General features: G+C 58.6%; 19 protein-coding genes. 13 read left to right on the top strand and 6 right to left on the bottom strand.

From position 1 onward, the window contains the following. Positions 1-16 precede the first annotated feature (16 nt). Genes AY555_RS04240 through AY555_RS04230 form a run of 3 tightly spaced genes read right to left on the bottom strand, consistent with a single transcriptional unit; the run spans position 17 to position 4,545 of the window. Positions 17-1,570 (bottom strand): sensor histidine kinase, encoded by a 1,554-nt coding sequence (locus AY555_RS04240; RefSeq protein ID WP_066133868.1) that lies wholly within the window; start codon positions 1,568-1,570, stop codon positions 17-19. A 7-nt stretch (positions 1,571-1,577) separates the two neighbouring features. Next, positions 1,578-3,863, bottom strand: coding sequence for an NADP-dependent malic enzyme (locus AY555_RS04235; RefSeq protein WP_066133865.1), 2,286 nt, complete (start codon positions 3,861-3,863; stop codon positions 1,578-1,580). A 31-nt stretch (positions 3,864-3,894) separates the two neighbouring features. Further along, positions 3,895-4,545, bottom strand: coding sequence for a hypothetical protein (locus AY555_RS04230; RefSeq protein WP_245176956.1), 651 nt, complete (start codon positions 4,543-4,545; stop codon positions 3,895-3,897). A gap of 182 nt (positions 4,546-4,727) precedes the next feature. Here AY555_RS04230 and mutS point away from each other — a divergent pair, with 182 nt between their 5' ends. Next, complete coding sequence (mutS, locus tag AY555_RS04225) at positions 4,728-7,370, top strand: DNA mismatch repair protein MutS (protein ID WP_066136541.1); 2,643 nt, start codon at positions 4,728-4,730, stop codon at positions 7,368-7,370. Here mutS and rimI read toward each other — a convergent pair. The 3 genes from rimI to ddpX are packed head-to-tail and all read right to left on the bottom strand — an operon-like array spanning position 7,294 to position 9,081. After that, on the bottom strand, positions 7,294-7,818 hold the full coding sequence (gene rimI / locus AY555_RS04220; protein WP_209315853.1) for a ribosomal protein S18-alanine N-acetyltransferase: 525 nt from the start codon (positions 7,816-7,818) through the stop codon (positions 7,294-7,296). The two genes, mutS and rimI, sit on opposite strands and share 77 nt — an antisense overlap. Then, positions 7,815-8,528: a tRNA (adenosine(37)-N6)-threonylcarbamoyltransferase complex dimerization subunit type 1 TsaB gene (gene tsaB / locus AY555_RS04215; protein ID WP_066133858.1), complete on the bottom strand. Its 714-nt coding sequence runs from the start codon at positions 8,526-8,528 to the stop codon at positions 7,815-7,817. Before tsaB ends, rimI begins: the two co-directional genes overlap by 4 nt. Beyond that, positions 8,509-9,081: a D-alanyl-D-alanine dipeptidase gene (gene ddpX, locus AY555_RS04210; protein ID WP_066133855.1), complete on the bottom strand. Its 573-nt coding sequence runs from the start codon at positions 9,079-9,081 to the stop codon at positions 8,509-8,511. The genes tsaB and ddpX overlap by 20 nt, the downstream gene beginning before the upstream one ends. Before the next feature lie 159 nt (positions 9,082-9,240). On the opposite strand from ddpX, the gene lepA reads away from it, so the two are divergent. The 12 genes from lepA (at position 9,241) to AY555_RS04150 (ending at position 22,034) form a co-directional block, all read left to right on the top strand. After that, entirely contained in the window at positions 9,241-11,046 is a 1,806-nt protein-coding gene (lepA, locus tag AY555_RS04205; RefSeq protein ID WP_066133852.1) for a translation elongation factor 4, read from the top strand. 41 nt (positions 11,047-11,087) lie between these two features. Continuing rightward, positions 11,088-12,557 carry a tRNA (N6-isopentenyl adenosine(37)-C2)-methylthiotransferase MiaB gene (gene miaB / locus AY555_RS04200; RefSeq protein ID WP_082811852.1) on the top strand — a complete coding sequence of 490 codons (1,470 nt, stop codon included), beginning with the start codon at positions 11,088-11,090 and terminating at the stop codon, positions 12,555-12,557. 8 nt (positions 12,558-12,565) lie between these two features. After that, on the top strand, positions 12,566-13,609 hold the full coding sequence (locus tag AY555_RS04195) for a PhoH family protein (RefSeq protein ID WP_082811851.1): 1,044 nt from the start codon (positions 12,566-12,568) through the stop codon (positions 13,607-13,609). 4 nt (positions 13,610-13,613) lie between these two features. Then, positions 13,614-14,147, top strand: coding sequence for an rRNA maturation RNase YbeY (ybeY, locus tag AY555_RS04190; protein WP_066136532.1), 534 nt, complete (start codon positions 13,614-13,616; stop codon positions 14,145-14,147). After that, positions 14,144-15,043 carry a hemolysin family protein gene (locus tag AY555_RS04185; protein ID WP_066133849.1) on the top strand — a complete coding sequence of 300 codons (900 nt, stop codon included), beginning with the start codon at positions 14,144-14,146 and terminating at the stop codon, positions 15,041-15,043. Before ybeY ends, AY555_RS04185 begins: the two co-directional genes overlap by 4 nt. Before the next feature lie 6 nt (positions 15,044-15,049). After that, positions 15,050-16,657, top strand: coding sequence for an apolipoprotein N-acyltransferase (lnt, locus tag AY555_RS04180; RefSeq protein ID WP_156483289.1), 1,608 nt, complete (start codon positions 15,050-15,052; stop codon positions 16,655-16,657). Positions 16,658-17,000: 343 nt separating this feature from the next. Then, positions 17,001-17,528 carry a helix-turn-helix domain-containing protein gene (locus tag AY555_RS04175; RefSeq protein ID WP_066133844.1) on the top strand — a complete coding sequence of 176 codons (528 nt, stop codon included), beginning with the start codon at positions 17,001-17,003 and terminating at the stop codon, positions 17,526-17,528. Positions 17,529-17,758: 230 nt separating this feature from the next. Beyond that, positions 17,759-18,928, top strand: coding sequence for a methionine adenosyltransferase (gene metK / locus AY555_RS04170; protein WP_066133841.1), 1,170 nt, complete (start codon positions 17,759-17,761; stop codon positions 18,926-18,928). 13 nt (positions 18,929-18,941) lie between these two features. After that, positions 18,942-19,694 (top strand): tRNA (guanine(46)-N(7))-methyltransferase TrmB, encoded by a 753-nt coding sequence (gene trmB / locus AY555_RS04165; protein ID WP_245176955.1) that lies wholly within the window; start codon positions 18,942-18,944, stop codon positions 19,692-19,694. 77 nt (positions 19,695-19,771) lie between these two features. Then, on the top strand, positions 19,772-20,245 hold the full coding sequence (gene tsaE, locus AY555_RS04160) for a tRNA (adenosine(37)-N6)-threonylcarbamoyltransferase complex ATPase subunit type 1 TsaE (protein WP_066136528.1): 474 nt from the start codon (positions 19,772-19,774) through the stop codon (positions 20,243-20,245). Then, complete coding sequence (locus AY555_RS04155; protein WP_066133838.1) at positions 20,242-21,267, top strand: aminoglycoside phosphotransferase family protein; 1,026 nt, start codon at positions 20,242-20,244, stop codon at positions 21,265-21,267. Before tsaE ends, AY555_RS04155 begins: the two co-directional genes overlap by 4 nt. Next, a complete protein-coding gene (locus AY555_RS04150; RefSeq protein ID WP_066133835.1) occupies positions 21,264-22,034 on the top strand; it encodes a nucleotidyltransferase family protein in 771 nt (256 codons plus the stop codon). The genes AY555_RS04155 and AY555_RS04150 overlap by 4 nt, the downstream gene beginning before the upstream one ends. The last annotated feature ends 22 nt before the right edge of the window (positions 22,035-22,056 follow it).

Here is a 22,056-nt window from a genome sequence, read left to right as displayed (position 1 = left end):
GCCGGAGCAACGGATGTCAGTCCGTTTTTCCCGTCTGGCGACAATGTTGTTCCATGTAGGGGAGCCATACACTGAAGGCGCTGCCCTGCCCCGGTGTGCTGTCGATATGCAGCGTACCACGATGGCGGTTGACAATATGCTTCACGATGGCCAGCCCCAGCCCTGTTCCTCCCTGCTGACGGGAACGAACAGGATCAACGCGGTAGAACCGCTCGGTCAGGCGGGGAATATGCTCACGCGGGATACCAACGCCATGGTCCCGTACCGTCAGCGACAAGCAATGATCACGTCCGTTGCGGGGCATGGACGGGGGTGGTTTGCCTCCGACCCTTATCTCAATTGTTACCGGTTTCTTGTCCTGTCCGTAACGGATGGCATTGGTCAGCAGGTTCTGCACGACCTGCGACAATTCGTCAGCATCCCCTGGGACCGGGGGCAGACTGCCCGGAACATCCAGTACCAAGGATATGCCACGCTCCTCGGCCTGAGGTTCAAGGGCTGCAACCGCATCAGAGGCAACAAGAGCCAAGTTTACGGCTTCTGTCGGGTGGGCGTGCTCATGCAGTTCAACCTGGGACAGGGACATCAAGTCATCAATCAGTCGCTTCATGCGCAGGGCCTGCTGGTACATAATACCAAGAAACCGTTCCCGTGCATCAGAGTCATCGCGGGCCGGGCCATTCAAGGTTTCGAGGAACCCGATAACCCCCGTCAACGGCGTACGCAGCTCGTGACTGGCGTTGGCAACAAAATCAGCCCGCATTTTCTCGGCACGAACCAGAACGGTAACATCATGAAACAACAAGACAGCTTGGCGGTCCCCCTCCGGGGCAGGAACAGGTTCAATTTTCAGATCAAAGTATCGCTCGACCGGACCAGAAGGCACCACAAGGTTCAAGGAACGGGGAACACCCGATTGCAGAGTTCCAGCAACAGCCTCAAGGACCGGCGGATCACGCAGGACTGATGCCAGAGGGCGGTTGACAACATCCCGGGCAAACAAAGTTCCTGCAGCCGGACTGGCGGTCAGAACAATTTGGTCCTGACCAACCAGCATCAAGGGCTGTGGCATGTTGGTAATCAAGGAACCGTGCAGATTGGCCATGTGCTTGGATTGCTTCAGCCGTTGGCGTATCTCGCTCCTGAGCGTCGCAGCAGCCTGAACAATATCACGGCCAGTTTCAGAAAACCGGAGATCCGGCAGATGGTGGCTCCCCTCTCCCAGTCTATCATCACGCAAACAAGCCGCAACCGCAGCCAGATCAGCCAGAAAGGGCCGTACCAGAATTATCAGGCCAACCACGATGCAGAGCCAAGACAACAAGGCATCACCGACCGGCAGGCGGCCCAATGTCACAAGGCCAATCAGCACAGCCACCGGGGGAACACTACCAATCAAGGCAACACGCACACAACGGGACAACGAAACAGACCTGTGAGCTTCGGGCATGGTCAATCCTTGATCCGAGGCAGACTGTAAATGCGAAACAGCGACGGTGCCTGCCAGAATACGGGATCCAACAGAATGATCCGGATCGGATTGTCCGGAAAAGAGAAATTTTGGTGACACTTTCGGCTCAACGGCGCAGAGAATCGTGAACCGCCAGAACCGCCATCGTCACCAGATCAGAGACATTGGCGTCCAAGTGCACAATCTGTACTGGCGCATCCAAACCAATCATCATCGGACCGATGACCGTCGCTCCCCCCATTTTGTCCATCAGCTTGTAGGCAACGTTGGCCGAATGCTGGCCGGGCATGACCAGAATATTGGCCGGCCCTGACAGACGACAAAACGGATAGACCTTCATCAGCTCGCTGTCTAGGGCCACATTGGCACCAAGGTCGCCATCATACTCAAAGTCGACATCCCGTGCATCCAGAAGACGGACCGCATCACGAACACGGGACGTATCCGGCCCCATCGGGCTGCCGAACGTGGAATAGCTGACGAGGGCCACCCTTGGCTCATGCCCCATCTGCCGCACCCGAGCCGCTGCGCCGACGGCAATGTCGGCCAGTTCCTCCGCCGAAGGCGTTTCGTGAATGGTGGTATCAGCAATAAACACCGTCCGGCCACGCGACAGCATGATTGTCATCCCGAAGATACGGGACCCAGGCTTGGGATCCACAACCTTCAAAAGCCCCTTGAGAACACTGCCATGGGTACGGGTCAGGCCGGTCACCATGGCATCAGCATCCCCTAGGCAGACCATGCAGGCCCCGAACACGTTGCGGTCCTGATTGACCAGACGCAGGCAGTCACGCCACAACAGCCCGCGCCGCTGCATCCGACTGTACACATGGTCCGCGTAATAATGGTTCCGCTCCGACAGGGCAGCATTATGGATTTCTACCCCTTCCAGCGCATCGGCATCCAGTCCAAGGCTGCTAACTGTGGCGGCAATACGCTCCTTGCGGCCAACCAGAACCGGATACCCATAACCGGCATTCCGGAATGCCAGAGCCGCACGGATTGCTTTTTCTTCCTCACCTTCGGCAAAGACAACCCGGCACGAGCGAGCGGCTACTTCGGCAAAAATCGCCTGCATAGACCCGACCATCGGGTTGAGACGTGCGGCAAGGGCACTCCGGTATGCGTCCATATCCTCGATCGGACGACGGGCAACGCCACTATCCATGGCTGCCTTTGCCACCACGGGGGGAATTGTCGAGACAAGCCGGGGATCAAACGGGACCGGGATCAGATACTCCGGCCCAAACTGAAGCCTTCGACCGGAATAGGCTGCGGCCACCTCATCGGGAACGTCCTCGCGCGCCATGGCGGCCAAAGCCTTGGCGCAGGCAATCTTCATCTCCTCGTTGATGGTACGGGCCCGCACATCTAGGGCACCGCGGAAGATATAAGGAAAGCCGAGCACATTGTTGATCTGGTTCGGGTAATCTGATCGCCCGGTTGCAACAATTGCATCGGTCCGCACTGCATAAACCTCTTCCGGTGTGACCTCCGGATCCGGGTTGGCCATCGCGAAAACAATCGGGCGTGCCGCCATGGATTCCAGCATGGCCGGCGTGACGACCCCCTTGACCGATACCCCTAGGAAGACGTCTGCCCCCTCCATGGCCTCGGCCAGCGTGCGGGCAGGCGTCTGGATGGCATGGGCGGATTTCCACTGGTTCATGCCTTCGGTCCGCCCCACGTACACAACACCTTTGGTATCACACAGGGTGACATGCTCGTGACGCACGCCGATGGCCTTCATCAGTTCGACACAGGCAATACCGGCAGCACCGGCCCCATTGACAACAATCCGTACCTCGTTCAATTGGCGACCGGTCAACTTGCAGGCATTGATCAGCCCGGCCGCCGCAATGATTGCGGTGCCATGCTGGTCGTCATGAAAAACCGGGATATCCATGATCTCGCGCAGTTGCTGCTCGATGATGAAACACTCCGGAGCCTTGATATCCTCAAGATTGATGCCGCCAAAACTGGGGCCCAAGAAACGAACACAGTTGATAAACTCGTTCACATCATGCGTATCGACCTCAAGATCGATGGAATCCACATCGGCAAATTTCTTGAACAGAACTGCCTTGCCTTCCATCACCGGCTTCCCGGCCAGAGCACCGATATCACCCAGCCCAAGAACAGCGGTACCATTGGAAATAACGGCAACCAGATTGCCCTTAGTCGTATAGTCGTAAGCCAGCGACGGATCCCGGGCAATCTCGCGGCAGGGCGCAGCAACGCCTGGACTGTAGGCCAAGGACAAGTCGCGCTGGGTGGTCAACGGCTTGGTTGGAACAATCTCGATCTTGCCCGGACGGCCCGATGCATGCATGGCTAGGGCATCCTGCTCCAGCGTCGCCCGGAATGACTTGTCGCCTTTTTCCCCCATGACCCCCGTCCTACCCCTTGTTCCTGCCCACCTAATCCACGGCAGGCACCTGCTCATGAACAGCAAGGGCACGGGCCCCGTGTTCCATCAAAACCAGCCGCGCCTTTTCCTCGTCCCCCGGATCGGTCAGCAAAACCCACAGCAAAAGCTCGCCATTGGCTACAGCACAGGCATAATCGTCTGCATCGGGAAGGGCGTCATATTCCTCAAATGCTTCCTTGAGAGCTGCCAGACCGGCACCCGCCGCCGCCAGAATACCAACCAAGGCCACACCCGGACTTCCCGCCAGGGCAATCAGCGCGCCTGCAACAACAGGGACTTCGTAACGGGTTTCAGCCAACAGCGGCAGAAGCCGGTCCTGCCAGGACCGTTGATCCCGCCCCATGGCCCCGACAGCATCGTGCCCGGCAAGAACAGAGAGATCCGTGCGCACAAATCCGACCTTCAGCAACGCACGAATGCATGTCTCCAGCGCATCAGGCGTTGGCAGGATGCCAACCAGCTCGCGTACAGGAGTGACCGTGTCCGATGGGCGCGAAACCAAGACCAATGATCCTTGCTGAACAGAACGGGGCAAAGGACAACACAGCCATAGTGCCCGCCAGCCGACAGGATGCCCAGCGTATTTTACAACGGCGATACGGCGTACACAGAGTTTCCACGTCACGGACTTTGTATGCACATCGTGCAGTCCGGCACTGGCAAGGCATCGGGAATACCGTTATGGTCACCGGCAGTTTTCCCGCCAAACACAGTTTCCAAGGTTGTTCCGTGACCGACGCCGATCTTTTGCCCCCCTGCTCCCTCTCCGGAACCACACCTGCCGATACAACGGCTGCATCCATACCGGAAACAACGACTCCGATGATGCGGCAGTACCTGTCGATCAAGGCCGAACACGAAGACTGCCTGCTGTTCTACAGAATGGGCGATTTCTACGAACTGTTCTTCCGTGATGCCGAACAGGCCGCCGAGGCGCTGGACATTGCCCTGACCGCACGCGGTCAGCATATGGGACAGCCGATCCCGATGTGCGGGGTGCCAGTCCACAGCCACGAGGCCTATCTGGCCAAGCTGATCCGCAAGGGCTTCCGGGTGGCGGTCTGTGAACAGACTGAAGATCCGGCCGAGGCCCGCAAGCGCGGGGCAAAAAGCTTGGTCCGGCGCGAGGCTGTACGCATCATCACCCCCGGCACCCTGACCGAGGACGCCCTGCTTGATGCCCGCAGCCACAACTATCTGGCGGCCATCGCCGAAAGTGGTGGCTGTCTGGGCCTGGCCTGGGTCGATGTCTCCACCGGTGATTTCCAGACCCAGCCAGTCGGGCCGGGAACACTGGGCATGGCACTGGCCCGCCTGTCTCCGGGGGAAATTCTGGTCCCCGACCGTCTGAGCACACGCGAGGATACAGCACCCGTCCTTGCAGAATGGCGCAATATCCTGTCGCCCCTTCCCGGCTCCCGCTTTGACAGCGCCAATGGACAAAAGCGTCTGGAAGCCCTGTTCGGGCTGCGCGGGCTGGACGGACTGGGCAGCTTCAGTCGCGGCGAGATTGCTGCGGCCGGGGCCCTTGTGGACTATATCGAACTAACCCAGAAAGGCCGTCTGCCGCGCCTCTCGCCACTCCGGCGCCTAGCCGAGAACGCAGTGATGGGGATTGACGCGGCAACCCGTCGCAATCTGGAACTGACCCAGACCATGGGCGGGGAAAAGCGGGGAAGCCTTCTGGCCACGATTGACAGAACGGTTACCGGCCCCGGCGCAAGGCTTCTGGTCTCGTGGCTGTCCGCCCCCCTGACAGACATCCGTGCCATCAATGACCGTCTTGATGCCGTCGAAACCATCACCGGGCACGACACCCTGCGCACCACCCTGCGTGAGGCCCTGCGCCGCTGTCCGGATGTAGAGCGCGCCCTGTCCCGCCTGTCCCTTGGCCGGGGTGGGCCACGCGATCTGGCCAATATTCGCGATGCCCTGGCCCAGATTCCGGGCATCCGGGTTCTGTTGCGCAGTCAGGTATCACCCCCACAAGGCAGCCTTCTAGAGACCCTGTGCATCAACTTGGGAACACATGATACCCTGGCTGACACCCTGAACCGGGCGTTGGGCGCCGATCTGCCGCTCCTAGTCCGTGACGGTGGCTTTATTGCCCCGGGTTGGAATCCTGTCCTAGACGAACTGAGGGGGCTGCGCGATGAAAGCCGACGCCTGATTGCCGCCCTGCAAAACACCTATGTCCGTTCCACCGGAATTGACAGTCTGAAGATCAAGCATAACAACGTGCTCGGCTACTTTATCGAGGTACCCGCCAAGCGAGCCGAAGCAATGATGGACCGCGAGGGGCCGTTCATCCACCGCCAGACCATGTCCAATGCCGTCCGCTTTACCACGGTAGAGCTTTCGGACTTGGAAGACCGGATCCGTGGTGCCGGCGAAAAAGCTTTGGCCATGGAATGTGACCTGTTCCGGACCCTGGCCGAAGAAACTCTCGCCCGGGCCACCGCGATTGCCGCAGCCGGGGCGGCCCTGGCAATGCTGGACGTCGTATCCGGCCTGGGAGAACTGGCTGTTGAACGTCGCTACACACGCCCCGTGATGCTGGATGATACCAGCCTTGATATTCAGGGCGGGCGCCATCCGGTCGTGGAAACGGCACTGGAGAAGGCCGGAGAGTCTTCTTTTGTGGCAAACAACTGCTGCCTTTCGGACGGGCAGCGCCTGTGGCTGATTACCGGCCCGAACATGGCAGGCAAGTCAACCTTCCTGCGCCAGAACGCACTGATTGTCCTTCTGGCACAAACCGGCAGCTTTGTTCCCGCCTCACACGCCCGGATCGGCGTGGTGGACCGTCTCTTCAGCCGGGTGGGGGCAGCCGATGACCTTGCACGCGGACGCTCTACCTTCATGGTTGAAATGGTGGAAACGGCTGCCATCCTGAACCAGGCCACGCCACACTCCTTGGTTATCCTGGATGAAATCGGGCGCGGAACCGCGACCTTCGATGGCCTGTCCATCGCCTGGGCCACTGTCGAAAACCTGCACGATATCAACCGGTGCCGTGCCCTGTTTGCCACCCACTATCATGAACTGACCACCTTGACCAAACGGCTTGACCAACTGTCCTGCCATTCGATGAAGGTCCGGGAATGGAAGGGGTCTATCGTCTTCCTGCACGAGATTGCACAAGGCGCCGCCGATCGCTCCTATGGCATTCACGTTGCCCGTCTGGCCGGACTGCCCACATCCGTGATCCAGAGGGCCGGAGAGGTTCTGGATATTCTGGAGAAAACAAATCAGGGTGGATTGGCCGCAGGCCTGACCGATGACCTGCCCCTGTTCTCTGCAGCCCGACGCCAAGAACGGTATCCAGAGCCAGAACCGGACCCCGCACCGGTTCCGATATCACCGGCCCTGAGTGCCCTGGAGACACTTAACCCGGATGATCTGACCCCGCGTCAGGCCCTGGAGGAACTCTATCGCCTGCGAGGCCTTCTGGCACAAGCCTGAGCCCCATCACCACAGCATCTTCACGGCTGCCGTCCTCAAGGAGATAATACCCTGAACGGCAGCCAATGGTTTCGTAGCACAGGGCTTGGTAAAGGGTCCGGGCTGCGGCATTGCTCTCTGCCACCTCCAGAAAGACCTTTTGCGCGCCACGCGTACCCGCTTCGACATGGCAAGCCTTCAAAAGGGTGATGGCAATGCCACGGCGGCGATAGTCCGGATCAACAGCAAGGGTCAGAACCTCGGCCTCCCCAGCCATGGCACGGAACAAGGCAAAACCCACCGGCTGCTCTCCCGCTACAGCCAGACGACCAAAAACAATCCCGCCCTCCAGCATCTGTCGAAAATCTACGGCCAGCCAAGGGCGGGCGAACGCGCGGGCATGCACAGCGGCAAGGACATCAGCATGGACCGGCGTCAGGGGAAGCAGGGAAATGACCTCATTCATCATGGAGCCGGAGCACCCGGACGAAGCTGCCCACCATTGGCCGGTATGGCGGCATCAGGCGGACGGACATACAGCGCGGAGGGAACATCGTCCCCGTCCTGCAGCACCGCCCCAGCCGCCAAAGCCGCCACAACAGCCGGATCGGGCCAAGGGATATCAGGTCCTGCAAGCAAAGTTCCGGCCTGCACCAGGGGATCAACAAGCCCTGAGGCATCCCCGCACACCAGCGGGACAGAAGCCACACCCGCCCGCTGCATAAAAACCCCAAGATCGGAAGCCGCCACAACCTCAGGCCCGGCAAGGGACACTAGGTCAGAAGCCCGGAACAGCTCGGCATACATATCCCCGCGGCGGGTATCGATGGCAACAAGAATAGAACCAGCCGTCGCCCGTACCGCATCCGGAAGGGATGCAGCCCAAGCACGGGTTGCTGTGACCCCGGCTACCGGAACACCCGTCGCAAGACGCAAAGCCCGCGCTGTCGCCAGCCCGACACGCAGGCCGGTAAAAGACCCCGGCCCGACCGTAACCCCGATACGGTCCAGACTATCCCAGTCAAGGCCGACTTCGTCCCGCAGACGGGCCAGCAGCGGAACCAGAGCTTCGGCATGACCATGCATCATCGGCATACTGTCCCCGGCCAAGACACGCCCGTCTTCCCACAGGCAGGCCGAACATGCGGCAACGGAAGTATCAAGGGCAAGAATACGCATGGTGCGGCATCATCCGTGTTTGAAAGGCCATGTCATCAAGAAGCGGCCAACGCTCGGGGGAAGAAAGATTGTAATGCCACCACTCCGTCTCCAGGTGCTCGAACCCGACCAGACGCATAAGGCCAAGCAAGGTCAGCCTGTTACGCTGGACCGTGGCAGGCAGAGTTGTAACCCCATGGTGGGAGTCCGGGGTGAAATCATCAAACGGGGTCCCCATGTCCAGCGCCACCCCGGTCGCGGCATCAAGCAGGGTCAGGTCCACCGCTACCCCGCGACTGTGGGTGGAGCCAACGGCCGGGTCGGCCACAAATTCAGGGTTCGGGAAAAAATTCCACAGGATTTTCTGGGCTTCCGTCGGACGGAACGCATCAAAGACACAAAGCCGCAGCCCCTGTCCCATGGCTAGGGCAGCCGCACGGTCCAAGGCCTGCGCGGCCTCTGGCACAAGGAAACAGGCCGCCCGCGCATAAACAGGTGCACCGGTAAAATTATTGCCCGTGGCATAAGCGATATCCAGCACAAGGCCGGAACCTGATGAGATTTCGACAAGCATAGCCGGACCATGTCTCTTGAAAAAGCTGCCAAGCCCGCTACCATACGTCCGTTTTACGGGTTACGGAAGCACAGAAACAGGCCCACATGTTCTGAAGGATTGCCCACAGCCCACTTTGGCCCTATGGTCGCGCCCAAAGGATTCACTTCGACGACGGCCATGACCGACCTAAGCCATATTCGCAATTTCTCCATCATTGCGCACATCGACCACGGCAAATCCACCCTTGCCGATCGCCTGATCCAACTTTGCGGCGGACTGACCGACCGCGAAATGAAGGAGCAGGTTCTTGATTCCATGGATATCGAGCGTGAGCGCGGCATCACCATCAAGGCCCAAACCGTCCGCCTGACCTACAAGGCCAAGGACGGGCAGACCTATGAGCTGAACCTGATGGATACCCCGGGCCACGTGGACTTCGCCTACGAAGTCAGCCGGTCCCTTGCGGCCTGCGAAGGGTCGCTGCTGGTTGTCGATGCCTCGCAGGGGGTGGAGGCACAGACACTGGCCAATGTCTATCAGGCCATTGATGCCAACCACGAAATTGTGCCCGTTCTGAACAAGATTGACCTGCCGGCGGCAGAGCCGGAACGGGTGCGCACCCAGATCGAGGATGTGATCGGGATCCCTGCCGACGATGCCGTGGAAATCTCAGCCAAGACAGGCCTGAATATTCCAGCCGTTCTGGAAGCGGTTGTAACCCGCCTGCCCGCCCCGCAAGGGAATGCGGATACCTTGTTGCAGGCTCTTCTGGTCGATAGCTGGTACGATCCGTATCTCGGGGTTGTCATTCTTGTACGCATCAAGGAAGGACGCCTGAAAAAAGGCATGAAAATCCGCATGATGCAAACTGGTGCCGCCTATCAGGTGGACCGCTGCGGTGTCTTCACCCCCAAGATGACTGAACTGCCGGAACTGAGCGCCGGACAGGTTGGGTTTATCATGGCCGGAATCAAGACGGTGGCCGACACACAGGTCGGTGACACCATCACCGATGATGCCAAACCGGCTACATCTCCCCTGCCTGGATTCAAGCCATCCATTCCGGTGGTATGGTGCGGCCTGTTCCCGGTAGACAGCTCCCAGTACGAACACCTGCGCGACAGTCTTTCAAAGTTGAGGCTGAATGATTCCAGCTTTGACTATCAGCCAGAAAACTCAGCGGCACTTGGGTTCGGATTCCGCTGTGGTTTCCTTGGCCTTCTGCACATGGAAATCATTCAGGAGCGCCTGGACCGCGAATTTGATCTGGACCTGATTACCACGGCACCATCCGTCGTGTACCGGATGCACCTGACAGACGGATCGCTGAAAGAACTCCACAATCCGGCCGACTTTCCGGATCCGGTCAAGATTGACCGGGTAGAGGAACCATGGGTCAAGGCAACGATCATGGTTCCGGATGACTATCTGGGATCCGTCCTCAGCCTGTGCAGCGAACGCCGGGGCGTGCAGCTGGATCTGACCTACGTCGGGAACCGGGCCATGGCCGTTTATCGCCTGCCCCTGAACGAAATTGTCTTTGACTTCTATGACCGGCTGAAATCCATTTCCAAGGGATACGCCAGCTTCGATTACGAAGTGGACGAGTATATCGAGGGCGACCTGGTCAAGGTCGGCATTCTGGTCAACAACGAACCGGTAGATGCCCTGGCCTTCATGGCACACCGCAGTCAGGCTGAATACCGTGGGCGGCAAATCTGTGAACGCCTGAAAGACCTGATTCCCAAGCACTTGTTCAAGATCCCGATCCAGGCCGCCATCGGCGGACGGGTGATTGCCCGTGAAACCATCAGTGCCATGCGCAAGGATGTGACGGCCAAGTGCTATGGCGGCGATATCAGCCGCAAGAAAAAGCTGCTGGAAAAGCAGAAGGAAGGCAAGAAGCGGATGCGCCAGTTCGGCAAGGTGGAAATTCCGCAGAATGCCTTTATCGAGGCTCTGCGGATGGGCGAACAAAAATAGGAACATCCGGGCACGTACATCTGCAGGGACGTGCCCAGCTGATGGAGGATCCGGAGATACCGGCAGGAACCATGACGGCGCTACGCAAGAAAAAGCTGTTTATACGCACCTATGGGTGCCAGATGAATGTCTACGACTCGGCCCGTATGACCGATGTTCTGGCGCCCCTTGGCTATGAACCGACGGAAGACCAAACCCAGGCAGACATGGTGGTTCTGAACACCTGCCACATCCGCGAGAAGGCATCGGAAAAGGTTTTCTCCGAACTTGGGCGGCTGCGTGAACAGCAGGAAGAAAACCGGGAACAGGGACGCGATCTGATCATTGCCGTTGCCGGCTGTGTCGCCCAGGCCGAAGGCCAAGTGATCATGGACCGTTCGCCGTGGGTAGACATTGTACTGGGACCACAAACCTACCACCGTCTGCCGGAAATGGTCGCCCGGGCTGAACGGGCCGCCGCACAGGATGACCGCCGATACACCACAAACGAGCGGCGGCTCCGGGGCTTTGGTATCCTCGACACTGAATTTCCGGCCGAGCCAAAGTTCGACCACTTGCCAATGCCTACGGCGCAGGGTCCCTCGGCCTTTTTGTCCGTACAGGAAGGCTGTGACAAGTTTTGTACGTTCTGTGTCGTTCCCTACACCCGTGGTGCCGAGTATTCGCGCCCCGCATCCGATATCTTGGCGGAAGCCCGCAAGCTGGTCTCTGATGGTGCGCGGGAGCTGACGCTGCTGGGACAAAACGTCAACGCCTACCATGGCAATGCCGCACAGGGCACAGGCACGTGGGGGCTGGGGCGGTTGATCCGTGCACTGGCCGATATCAATGGTCTAGACAGGATCCGCTATACCACCAGCCATCCGAGAGACCTTGATGATGAGCTGATTACCGCTCACGCCGATATTCCCCAGCTGATGCCCTTCCTGCATCTGCCGGTTCAGTCCGGGTCGGACAAAATCCTGCGGGCCATGAATCGGGGCCATACAGGGGCAGAATACCGGGCCAAGGTTGATCGCCTGCGAACAGCGGTGCCTGATCTGGTCCTGTCCTCGGACTTTATTGTCGGCTTCCCGCATGAAAGCGATGCCGACTTTGCCGATACCATGGCCCTAGTACGCGATGTCGGCTTTATCCAGGCCTATTCGTTCAAATACTCCCCCCGCCCCGGCACCCCGGCCTCTGCCATGGAATCCCAGGTACCCGAACCTGTGAAGAGCGAGCGCCTGGCCATTCTTCAGGAAGAGTTGATGCGCCAGCAGAATGCCTTCAACCAATCTTGTATTGGCAAAACAATGGCTGTCCTTCTGGATCGTCCGGGGCGTCAGCCCGGGCAATTGGTCGGACGCAGCCCGTTCATGCAGCCCGTTCATGTTCCGGCTGAAGCCGGGACTGTCGGCGATATTGTGCACGCGCGAATAACTTCGTGCAGCGCAACAAGCATGGCCGCCATTCCTGTCGGGAAAACCGGTCACGATCCCTTGACGACAGATCGCACCTGTCCGGTATAGAATTGGCAATGCACGGTTCGTTTCCCAAGACAGGGCATCCCCGTACAGGGTCCGGAAAACAAAGGAGGTTCCCGATTCGCATCAGCCTGACTTTTGCCGAGAACACCCTGCTGCCACTGGTGTACGGAGCGCATAACGTCAATCTTGAGCGTCTGGAAGGAAACTTGGGCGTGTCTGTGTCTCCCGTGGGCAACACCTTGACGCTGGAGGGACCGGACAAGGCTGTTGTATCAGCCCGTGCTGTTCTGGAATCGCTGTACGAAGAGGCCCGTCGTGGCCACTCGATCGGCTTTGCCGAAGTGGATGCTGCCGTACGTATGCTGCCGGTTGATCCCGCTGCTGTCATTGGTGCCGAGGGCGTGGAAGACCTGACCATCCGTACCCGCAAGCGCCCGATCGTTCCACGTAGCCCCAATCAGGCGGAATACGTCCGCCTCATGCACCGCCACGAGATGGTCTTCGGGCTGGGGCCTGCCGGTACAGGCAAAACATACATGGCCGTTGCCATGGCGGTTGCCATGAAAATACAGGGACGGGTCAATCGTATCGTCCTGTCCCGCCCGGCAGTGGAAGCCGGGGAACGGCTGGGGTTCCTGCCCGGTGACATGCGGGAAAAAGTCGATCCCTATCTGCGACCCCTGTACGATGCCCTGCACGACATGCTGCCCGGGGAACAAATTGCGAAAGCAATGGAAAGCCGGGAGATCGAGGTCGCACCGCTGGCCTTCATGCGGGGACGCACATTGTCTGATGCCTTCGTCATCCTGGACGAAGCCCAGAACACCACACCAACCCAAATGAAAATGTTCCTGACCCGCTTGGGTGAGAACTCACGCATGGTCATTACCGGTGACCTGAGCCAGATTGACCTGCCCCGCGGAACACAATCGGGCCTGAAGGAAGCCTGCGATATCCTGAACGGCGTTCCGGGAATCGGGTTCCTGCGTTTTGACAGGAACGATGTCCTGCGCCACGAGCTGGTCAGCCGTATTGTGCATGCCTACGAACGCCGGGACCAAGAAAGCAACAGCAATGATACAGCCGGAAACTGAAACCATGACCCCGGCCCGGGACATAGGCAGCACCGATGTCACGATACACCTTGACCTACAGGACCCGCGCTGGAATGACCTTGTCCCGGAGCTGGCCGGATGTGTGGATCGCAGCATCAGGGCAACCTTAGAAGGAAGCGGAGAAACCGGGACGTTCGAGGTGTCTGTCGTCCTTGCAGATGACAGGATCATACAGGCCCTGAATCGTGATTACCGTGGCCAGGACAAGGCAACAAACGTGCTGTCATTCGCCGTACGTGACACCGGAATGCCCGTTCCGCCCGACATGCCCGAACCCCTAGGTGATATAATTCTTGCGTTTGAGACCACAGCCCGCGAGGCTGAAGAGCAGAACAAAACCACGGAAGACCATTTCTGCCATCTTCTTGTCCACGGCATGCTGCATCTTCTGGGGTATGACCATATACAGGATGACGAAGCAGAAGAAATGGAAAGCTTGGAGACAGAGATCCTGACCGGCCTTGGCCTGCAGGACCCGTGGAGAGATGGACCAACAGGCCCAGTAGACGAAAGATGAACGACGATTCTTCCAGTAGAAAGCCCCGTGAGAACGGGGCAGATGAAGCCGGCTCCCTGATCCGCCTGTTAAGGCGGCTCCTTCCCGGTGCCAAGCGCAAGGACGAGGCCGTAAGAGAAGCTCTCGAGGAGCTGATCGAAGATGATGATGCCGATTCCATCAACGGTCATGAACGCCTCCTCCTTGGAAATATTCTGCACCTGCGCGATGTCACAGCCTATGACATCATGGTGCCCAGGGCTGATATTACCGCCATCGAAGTGGATACCCCCCTGCGGGAGGTCGCAGACCTTGCCGGGCGATGGGGACATTCCCGCATTCCGGTATACAGGGAAACACTCGATGATGTTGTCGGCATGATCCATATCAAGGATATCCTGCCTGTGGTTGCGCGTGGGCAGGAGCCCGAGCTACGTCACTTGGTCCGCAAGGTTATGTGCATATCGCCGGCAACACGGGTTCTGGACCTTCTGGTGGACATGCGCCTGAAGCGGACCCACATGGCAATGGTGGTTGATGAATACGGCGGAATCGACGGTCTGGTGACAATCGAGGATCTGGTGGAGCAGATTGTCGGCGAGATCGAGGATGAGCACGACAACGGCAGTGAACCGGAAATGATGCTGGCCGGGGACGGGAGTCTGACCGCCGATGCCCGTGTCACGCTTGAAATGTTCGAGGAACGCTTCGGCCATCTGTTTTCTGAAGATGACAGGGAAGATACCGATACCTTGGGAGGGCTTGTCTTCCGTCTGGCCGGGCGCATTCCGCTGCGCGGGGAACTGATTGCCCACGAAAGTGGTCTGGAATTCGAAGTTCTCGATGCAGACCCGCGCCGTATTCGTCGCCTGCGAATTCGGAATCTGCCCGCCCCGATCCCTGCGGAAGAGGCATGATCACTCTTGGCACCTGAATCTTTCCGGGAACATCTTGCCAGAATAGCCCTCTACCCAGCTCGTCTTTCCGTAATGCGGCAGCTGGTGCTTGTTTTTGCGGCAGGCCTTGCGTCGGCCCTGGCCTTGCCACCTGTTTTCTTTCTTCCGGTTCTGTTTGTCTCGTTCCCGGTCCTGATACAGGTTCTGGAGCATGCACATAGCCGCAGACATGCCTTTCTCATGGGATGGAGTTTTGGCTTCGGGCATTTCTGCGCCGGGCTTTACTGGATCTCCCATGCCCTGCTTCTGGATCCGGTACGGTTTGGCTGGATGGTCCCCCTTGCTGTTGGCGGCCTCTCCGCACTTATGGCAACCTACATAGGCGCAGCAACAGCCCTCGTCCATGCCCTGCGCCTGAAAGGGCTGTCCTGCATTCTGGGTCTGGCATCCCTGTGGACTGTCATGGAGCTTCTGCGCGGCTGGCTGCTGACGGGTTTCCCTTGGAATCCTCTGGGCAGTGTGTGGACTGACACTCTCCCCGTCCTGCAAACTGCGGCTTGGATTGGCATCACCGGCCTTTCACTGGTCACCGTTGTCATGGCCTCGCTGCCTGTCATGCTGCTCTATCCCGGTGGCCGATACGCCATGAGTATCGTGGGGATCCTTTTTGCCGTTATGGTCGGGGCCGGAACGGCACGCATACCGGAAGAACCCGGACCATCCGTTTCCGGGGTCCGGCTGCGCCTTGTTCAACCCGCCATACCACAAACCCTAAAATGGCAGGAGGAAACGCGCATGGCAAACCTTGGGCAGTACATGACGCTGTCCATGGCACCGCCAGCGCCAGATGATCCGGCACCAACACACGTTATCTGGGGCGAAACAGCCCTCCCGTGGGCTATAGATGGCGTAACCGATGCTGAACTCCGGTCAGCCCTGTCTGCCGTCCCGAAACAAGCCGCACACCACGGGGCCCACGCGCCACTTCTTGTGACTGGCGCCATACGGCGAACACCCCCGGGACAGAAACCTGCCCGGATCTGGAATTCCATGATTGCCGTTGATGCCAGCGGATCCCTGCAAGAACACTTTGACAAGGCTCACCTGGTTCCATTCGGAGAATATGTGCCGCTGCGTTCCATCCTGCCAATCGACAAGGTTACCCCGGGACACATGGACTATTCTGCCGGGGCAGGACCACGAACTCTGTCCCTGCCAGGTCTGCCACCCGTATCACCCTTGATCTGCTACGAGATCATCTTCCCCGGCGCGGTTACAGAACAGGACAAGCGGCCGGAGTGGATTCTCAATCTGACGAATGATGGGTGGTACGGCGTATCCACAGGACCCTATCAGCACTTGGCAACAGCCATTGGACGGGCCGTGGAAGAAGGACTTCCCGTCATTCGGGCTGCCAATACCGGAATATCGGCTGTTATTGATCCGTGGGGTCGGATCGTCAAATCCTTGGGCCTTGAGACAGCCGGCTTTGTGGACAGTAACCTTCCTCATGCCCTGCCAGAAACCGTTTATGGGCGCTGGCACCACAGGATTCCCTTGTGGATCGCAACTCTCTTACTGTTTGCAGCACTTGCCCTGCGCACACGTTTCAGTGACCAACACATCTCTCCCTGAGCACAGCCCAAAGCCGAAAACAGCACCGTAGGCCGAGATCGCCTTCAGGGCATCACGTTGCCAACAGGCTGAAATGACAGCTATTGTGACGTATACAAGTGATTGACGCGGCAAGACACGCAACCTATACCAGCAAAATGGTGACAAACTTTCTACGGTCGATCCTGCGGAATGACAGTCCTTGAATTGCCTTGCCGCTATCAACCCGGAAAATGCATGGCCCCAGAGTACACGGTCAAGAAAGCAAAACATAATGCAAAGACACGTACATGATCCGGTCGGGATCCGGATCCTGGGGCCACTGTCACCAGACATCAGTGAGAGACACAAAAGAGTATACATCATGCACACTTCCAACAAATCATTGCGGGCTGCCCGGGGGCGTATGCCGTCCGGCCAACCCAACCCGGTTGACGTTCACGTGGGTGCCCGCGTCCGTTTTTGCCGGACCATGCTTGGCATGAGTCAGAGTACTCTGGCTGAAGAGCTTGGGCTGACATTCCAGCAGGTCCAGAAATACGAACGCGGCGCCAACCGCATCAGTGCATCGCGCCTGTGGGATTTAAGCAGGGTTCTGGGGGTACCGGTCAGCCACTTTTTCGAGGACATGGCCAATGATACGGCCTGTCAGTCCCCACGCTACGTCAATACAATCAAGAAAACAGAGGAAGACAGGCCATATCCTGAAGAGAACGCATCACCGGCCCCTATGCAGAGCCGGGAAACGCTTGAACTGGTCCGCGCCTACAGCCGTATCAATGAAGCACCTGTACGGCGGCGTATTTACGAACTGACACGAACCCTGTCTGCCCTGTCAAACTCTACTCTGCTGTCGGAAGAGGCAGATAACATAGCAACAGACGATGGCTGAGCTGGGTACAACCTGAATACAAGGGAAACCCGCACAAGGCACGTGTGTTAACACAGGTTGCTTGCATATCAGGCGCCTTTCCGATACTTCCTGCCCAACAGGAATGATCTGGCCATAAGGTGCCGGATTGCCGGACCGTGCTTGTGCGGTCACCCTTTTGCGAGCTGTTCCATCAGGAATGGGGTGCAGTAGGGAGTATGTGGTGTAACCCCTTGAGTGGAGTAAGGCCCGTGGCCCGGAACGAATATCTTTTCACCAGTGAGTCCGTGTCTGAAGGACATCCGGACAAGGTTTGCGACCGTATTTCGGACAGCATTGTCGATTTGTTTCTGACCTCGGATCCCTATGCGCGGGTTGCCGTGGAAACCCTTGCCACCACGAATTTCGTTGTCCTAGCCGGGGAAGTGCGCGGACCCGATCACCTGACCCATGAGCATTTCCGTAAAGCCGCCCGCGAAGCCATAAAAGATATTGGCTACGAGCAGCATGGCTTCCACTGGAAGGATTGCGAGATTATTTCGCACATCCACAGCCAGTCTTCCGACATTGCCCAGGGCGTGGATGCTGCGGGCAACAAGGATGAAGGCGCAGGCGACCAAGGAATCATGTTCGGCTATGCCTGCACCGAAACGCCGGAACTTATGCCCGCTCCGATCCAGTTCTCTCACCGGATCCTGAAGTCCCTGGCCGAAGAACGCCATGGCGGCAATACCCTTCTGGGCCCCGATTCAAAATCGCAGGTTACGCTACGGTATGTTGACGGAAAGCCCGTTGGCGCCACATCCGTTGTCGTATCGACCCAGCACCACTTCAATGCGTCTTCCGAAGAAATCCGCGAGCTGGTCCGTCGCCATGTCGTATCGGTCCTGCCGGATGGCTGGATGTGCCCAGAAAGCGAGTTCTATGTCAACCCGACCGGACGTTTTGTCATCGGTGGTCCCGACGGGGACTGCGGTCTGACCGGTCGCAAGATTATCGTTGATACCTACGGCGGGGCTGCACCCCACGGCGGCGGGGCCTTCTCGGGCAAAGACCCGACAAAAGTGGATCGCTCGGCAGCCTATGCCACACGCTATCTGGCAAAGAACGTTGTTGCTGCCGGATTGGCGGAAAAGTGCCTGATCCAGGTTTCCTATGCCATCGGCGTGTCAAAGCCCTTGTCCCTTTACGTCAACACCTTTGGAACAGCCAAGGTTGACGAGGCAAAGATTGCCAAGGTCCTGCCGGACATGATGAATCTGAGCCCGCGCGGAATCCGCGAGCATCTGGGCCTGAACCGTCCGATCTACGCCCGGACTGCGGCCTATGGCCACTTTGGTCGGACACCGGAAGCTGATGGTGGCTTCTCGTGGGAAAAAACCGATCTCGCCGATGCCCTGAAGGCTGAGTTCGGCGCCTGAGAATCCAGATTTGATGCAGAAAAGCGTTACCATTATGCACCCCGGGGACACCGAGAACAAAAAGCACATGCGTGATTGCAAGCGCCGTCGCTTTTATGGTCGCCGTCATGGCAAAACTCTGCGCTCTGTCCAACGGGGGCTGATGGACACGCTTTTCCCGGAGCTGGAAATCACCCGGCCCGGAACAGGGGAGCAGACAACCCTGCAAACCCTGTTCCGGCATCCGGTCAAGGAGGTCTGGCTTGAAATCGGGTTTGGGGGCGGCGAGCACCTTGCTGCCCAAGCTGAGTCCAGACAGGATGTCGGGTTCATCGGGGCCGAGCCATTTGTGAACGGAATCGGCAAGCTTCTGTCGCATATCCAGTCCCGTAATCTGGGCAACATCAGGATTTATGGTGATGACGTCCGCCCATGGCTGGAGACTCTACCGGATGCCTGCCTAGACCGCGTCTTTCTTCTGTTCCCTGATCCTTGGCCCAAAACCCGGCACCGAGAGCGGCGCTTCATCAACCCGTGGAACTTGGATCTCCTCGCCCGGGTTATGAAGGACAACGCTGTTTTGCGGGTTGCATCCGATGATCCAACCTACGTACGACACACCCTTGCCGTAGCCCCGGCTCATCCCCTGTTCCGCTGGAGTCCAGAAAGACCAGCAGATTGGCGTGTCCGCTGGGCTGATGCCGTGGAGAGTCGTTACGAAGCCAAGGCGCACCGTGAAGGGCGCGTGCCTCACTACTTTACATTCCACCGTACCCCAAGGGGATAGCCCCGGCACAGCCTGTCTTGGTACTGCCCGCACTCTCCCCCCTGTTGCAGGACAACTGTATGGGGTATAACCCCGGAATGACTGACGCTGCACTCCCATCCCTGACCCTGTCCGACGAGGCATCCACCGTACGTCTGGGCCATGCTTTGGCCGCTATTCTCCGTCCCGGCGATGTCCTAGCTCTGGAAGGCGATCTCGGTGCCGGGAAAACAGCGCTCAGCAGGGCCCTGATCCGGGCTGCCCTCGACTCCCCGGATGAAGACGTTCCAAGCCCTACCTTTACCCTTCTTCAGGTTTATGATGCCCCACAGGCAAGCTATTGGCACTTTGACCTGTACCGGCTGGAGCAAGCCGACGATGCCCTAGAGCTGGGGATAGAAGATGCGTTTGCGGGAGGAATCAGTGTGATTGAATGGCCCGACAAGCTTGGCCACTGGCTTCCACGGCATGCGCTGCATCTTGCCCTGTCTATTGGCGACGGTGGACAACGCCACGCACACTTCTCGGGTCCGGTAGCGTGGGCCCCTCGCCTAGCAGGGTTGAGCACATGACACATCAGGTTCTTATCCCCCGCCGTCCCGATCCGAACCGCCTTGCGGCCATGCATGCATTCCGCAAGGCCCACGGATGGGGGAATGCTACATGTTCCCTTCTGGCAGGGGATGCCTCGTTCAGAACGTACTATCGCCTTCGGGACACGGGAACCGGGGAAACGTGTGTATTGATGGACGCCCCGCCCCCCACGGAGGATGTACGTCCGTTTGTCAGGATCGGGCGTCACTTGGCTAGCCTGGGATTATCAACCCCGTCCATACGGGCTGAAGATGCCGAGCAAGGCTTCCTGCTGCTGGAAGATTTCGGCGATGATCTCTATGCCCGTCTGCTGGGCTCCGGCTCGCGGGAAAGCAACTTGTATTCCCTGGCAATGGATGTGCAAACCGCTCTGCACCAGGCACCGGCACCGGATTTCCTGCCCACCTACGATGATGCGTTCCTGTTGACAGAGGTTGGATATCTGCCCGATTGGTTCTGCCTGCATTGTGCAACACCCGTTCCAGACGATGCACGGGCCGAATATGATGCCCTGTGGAACTCATTGTTTTCCATAGCCCGTGCCGTACCTGAACGCATTGTCCTGCGTGACTACCATGCCGAAAATCTGATGCTGCTCCCCGGCCGACAAGGCCTGAAAGCGTGCGGACTTCTGGATTTCCAGGGAGCCGTGCGTGGCCCCCTGACCTATGACCTGATGAGCTTGATGGAAGATGCCCGGCGCGATATCGACCCGGGTCTGGTTCAGTCCATGCAGGACTACTATCTGGACTGCAATCCCGGTCTGGACCGGGAAGCTTTCCAGGCATCGTGGTCTGTCATGGCCGCCCAGCGCCATGCAAAGGTGATCGGGCTGTTTGTCCGACTGTGGAAACGGGATGGAAAGCCTGTCTACCTGCCACACCTGCCACGGGTCTGGCGCTTGATGGAACAAGCCTGCCAACACCCGCTGCTTGGCCCCCTGAACGCATGGCTGAATCGCCATGTTCCCCATGAGACAAGGCAAAGGATACCGGCATGAGCATTCTTCCCCGCATGGCTATGGTTTTGGCAGCTGGCACAGGCACACGAATGCGTCCACTGACCAATCATACCCCGAAGCCATTGATCCGTGTCTTGGGCAAAACGATGCTGGACCGCACACTGGACCACTTGGCAGATACTGGTGTTGCCGGAGCTGTTGTCAACATCCACCACCACCCGGACCAGATGAGGGCACACCTAGCCACCCGCACAGGGGCGCCAGATATCTTTCTGTCTGACGAAAGCAATCAGCTTCTGGACAGTGGTGGTGGGGTACGCAATGCCCTCCCCCTCTTGGGGAATACCCCGTTCCTGATCCTGAATGCCGACATTGTCTGGTTGAATGGGAGCGAGGCAACGCTGCCCCGTCTGGCCCGGTACTGGGATCCGGCCCGGATGGATGCCCTGCTTCTGCTGCAAAACAAGCCTCAGGCCATCGGATACGAAGGGCGAGGTGATTTCTTTCGCAACGAACATGGTGTCCTGCGCCGTATTCAGGACCATGAAATCGAAGCACCATTGGTCTACACCGGCATCATGATGATAGGTCCCGCTGCTTTCATGGACACGCCATCCGGCCCGTTCTCGCTGAACATGGTGTTTGACAAGCTGCTGGCAACAAACCGCCTGCACGGTCTTGTTCATGATGGCCCTTGGTTCCATGTCGGAACACCCGAAGCCATTGGAAGAACGGAACAGATCCTGCAACACCTGGAACACCCTGCCACGGCAACGACGGACAATGCCGCAGCGGTCGTGCGCTGACCGCGACCCCCCATGCACCAGG

The sequence above is a fragment of the Haematospirillum jordaniae genome (assembly GCF_001611975.1).
GTDB classification, from domain to species: domain Bacteria; phylum Pseudomonadota; class Alphaproteobacteria; order Rhodospirillales; family Rhodospirillaceae; genus Haematospirillum; species Haematospirillum jordaniae.
This window is presented reverse-complemented; position numbering and strand designations above follow the sequence as displayed.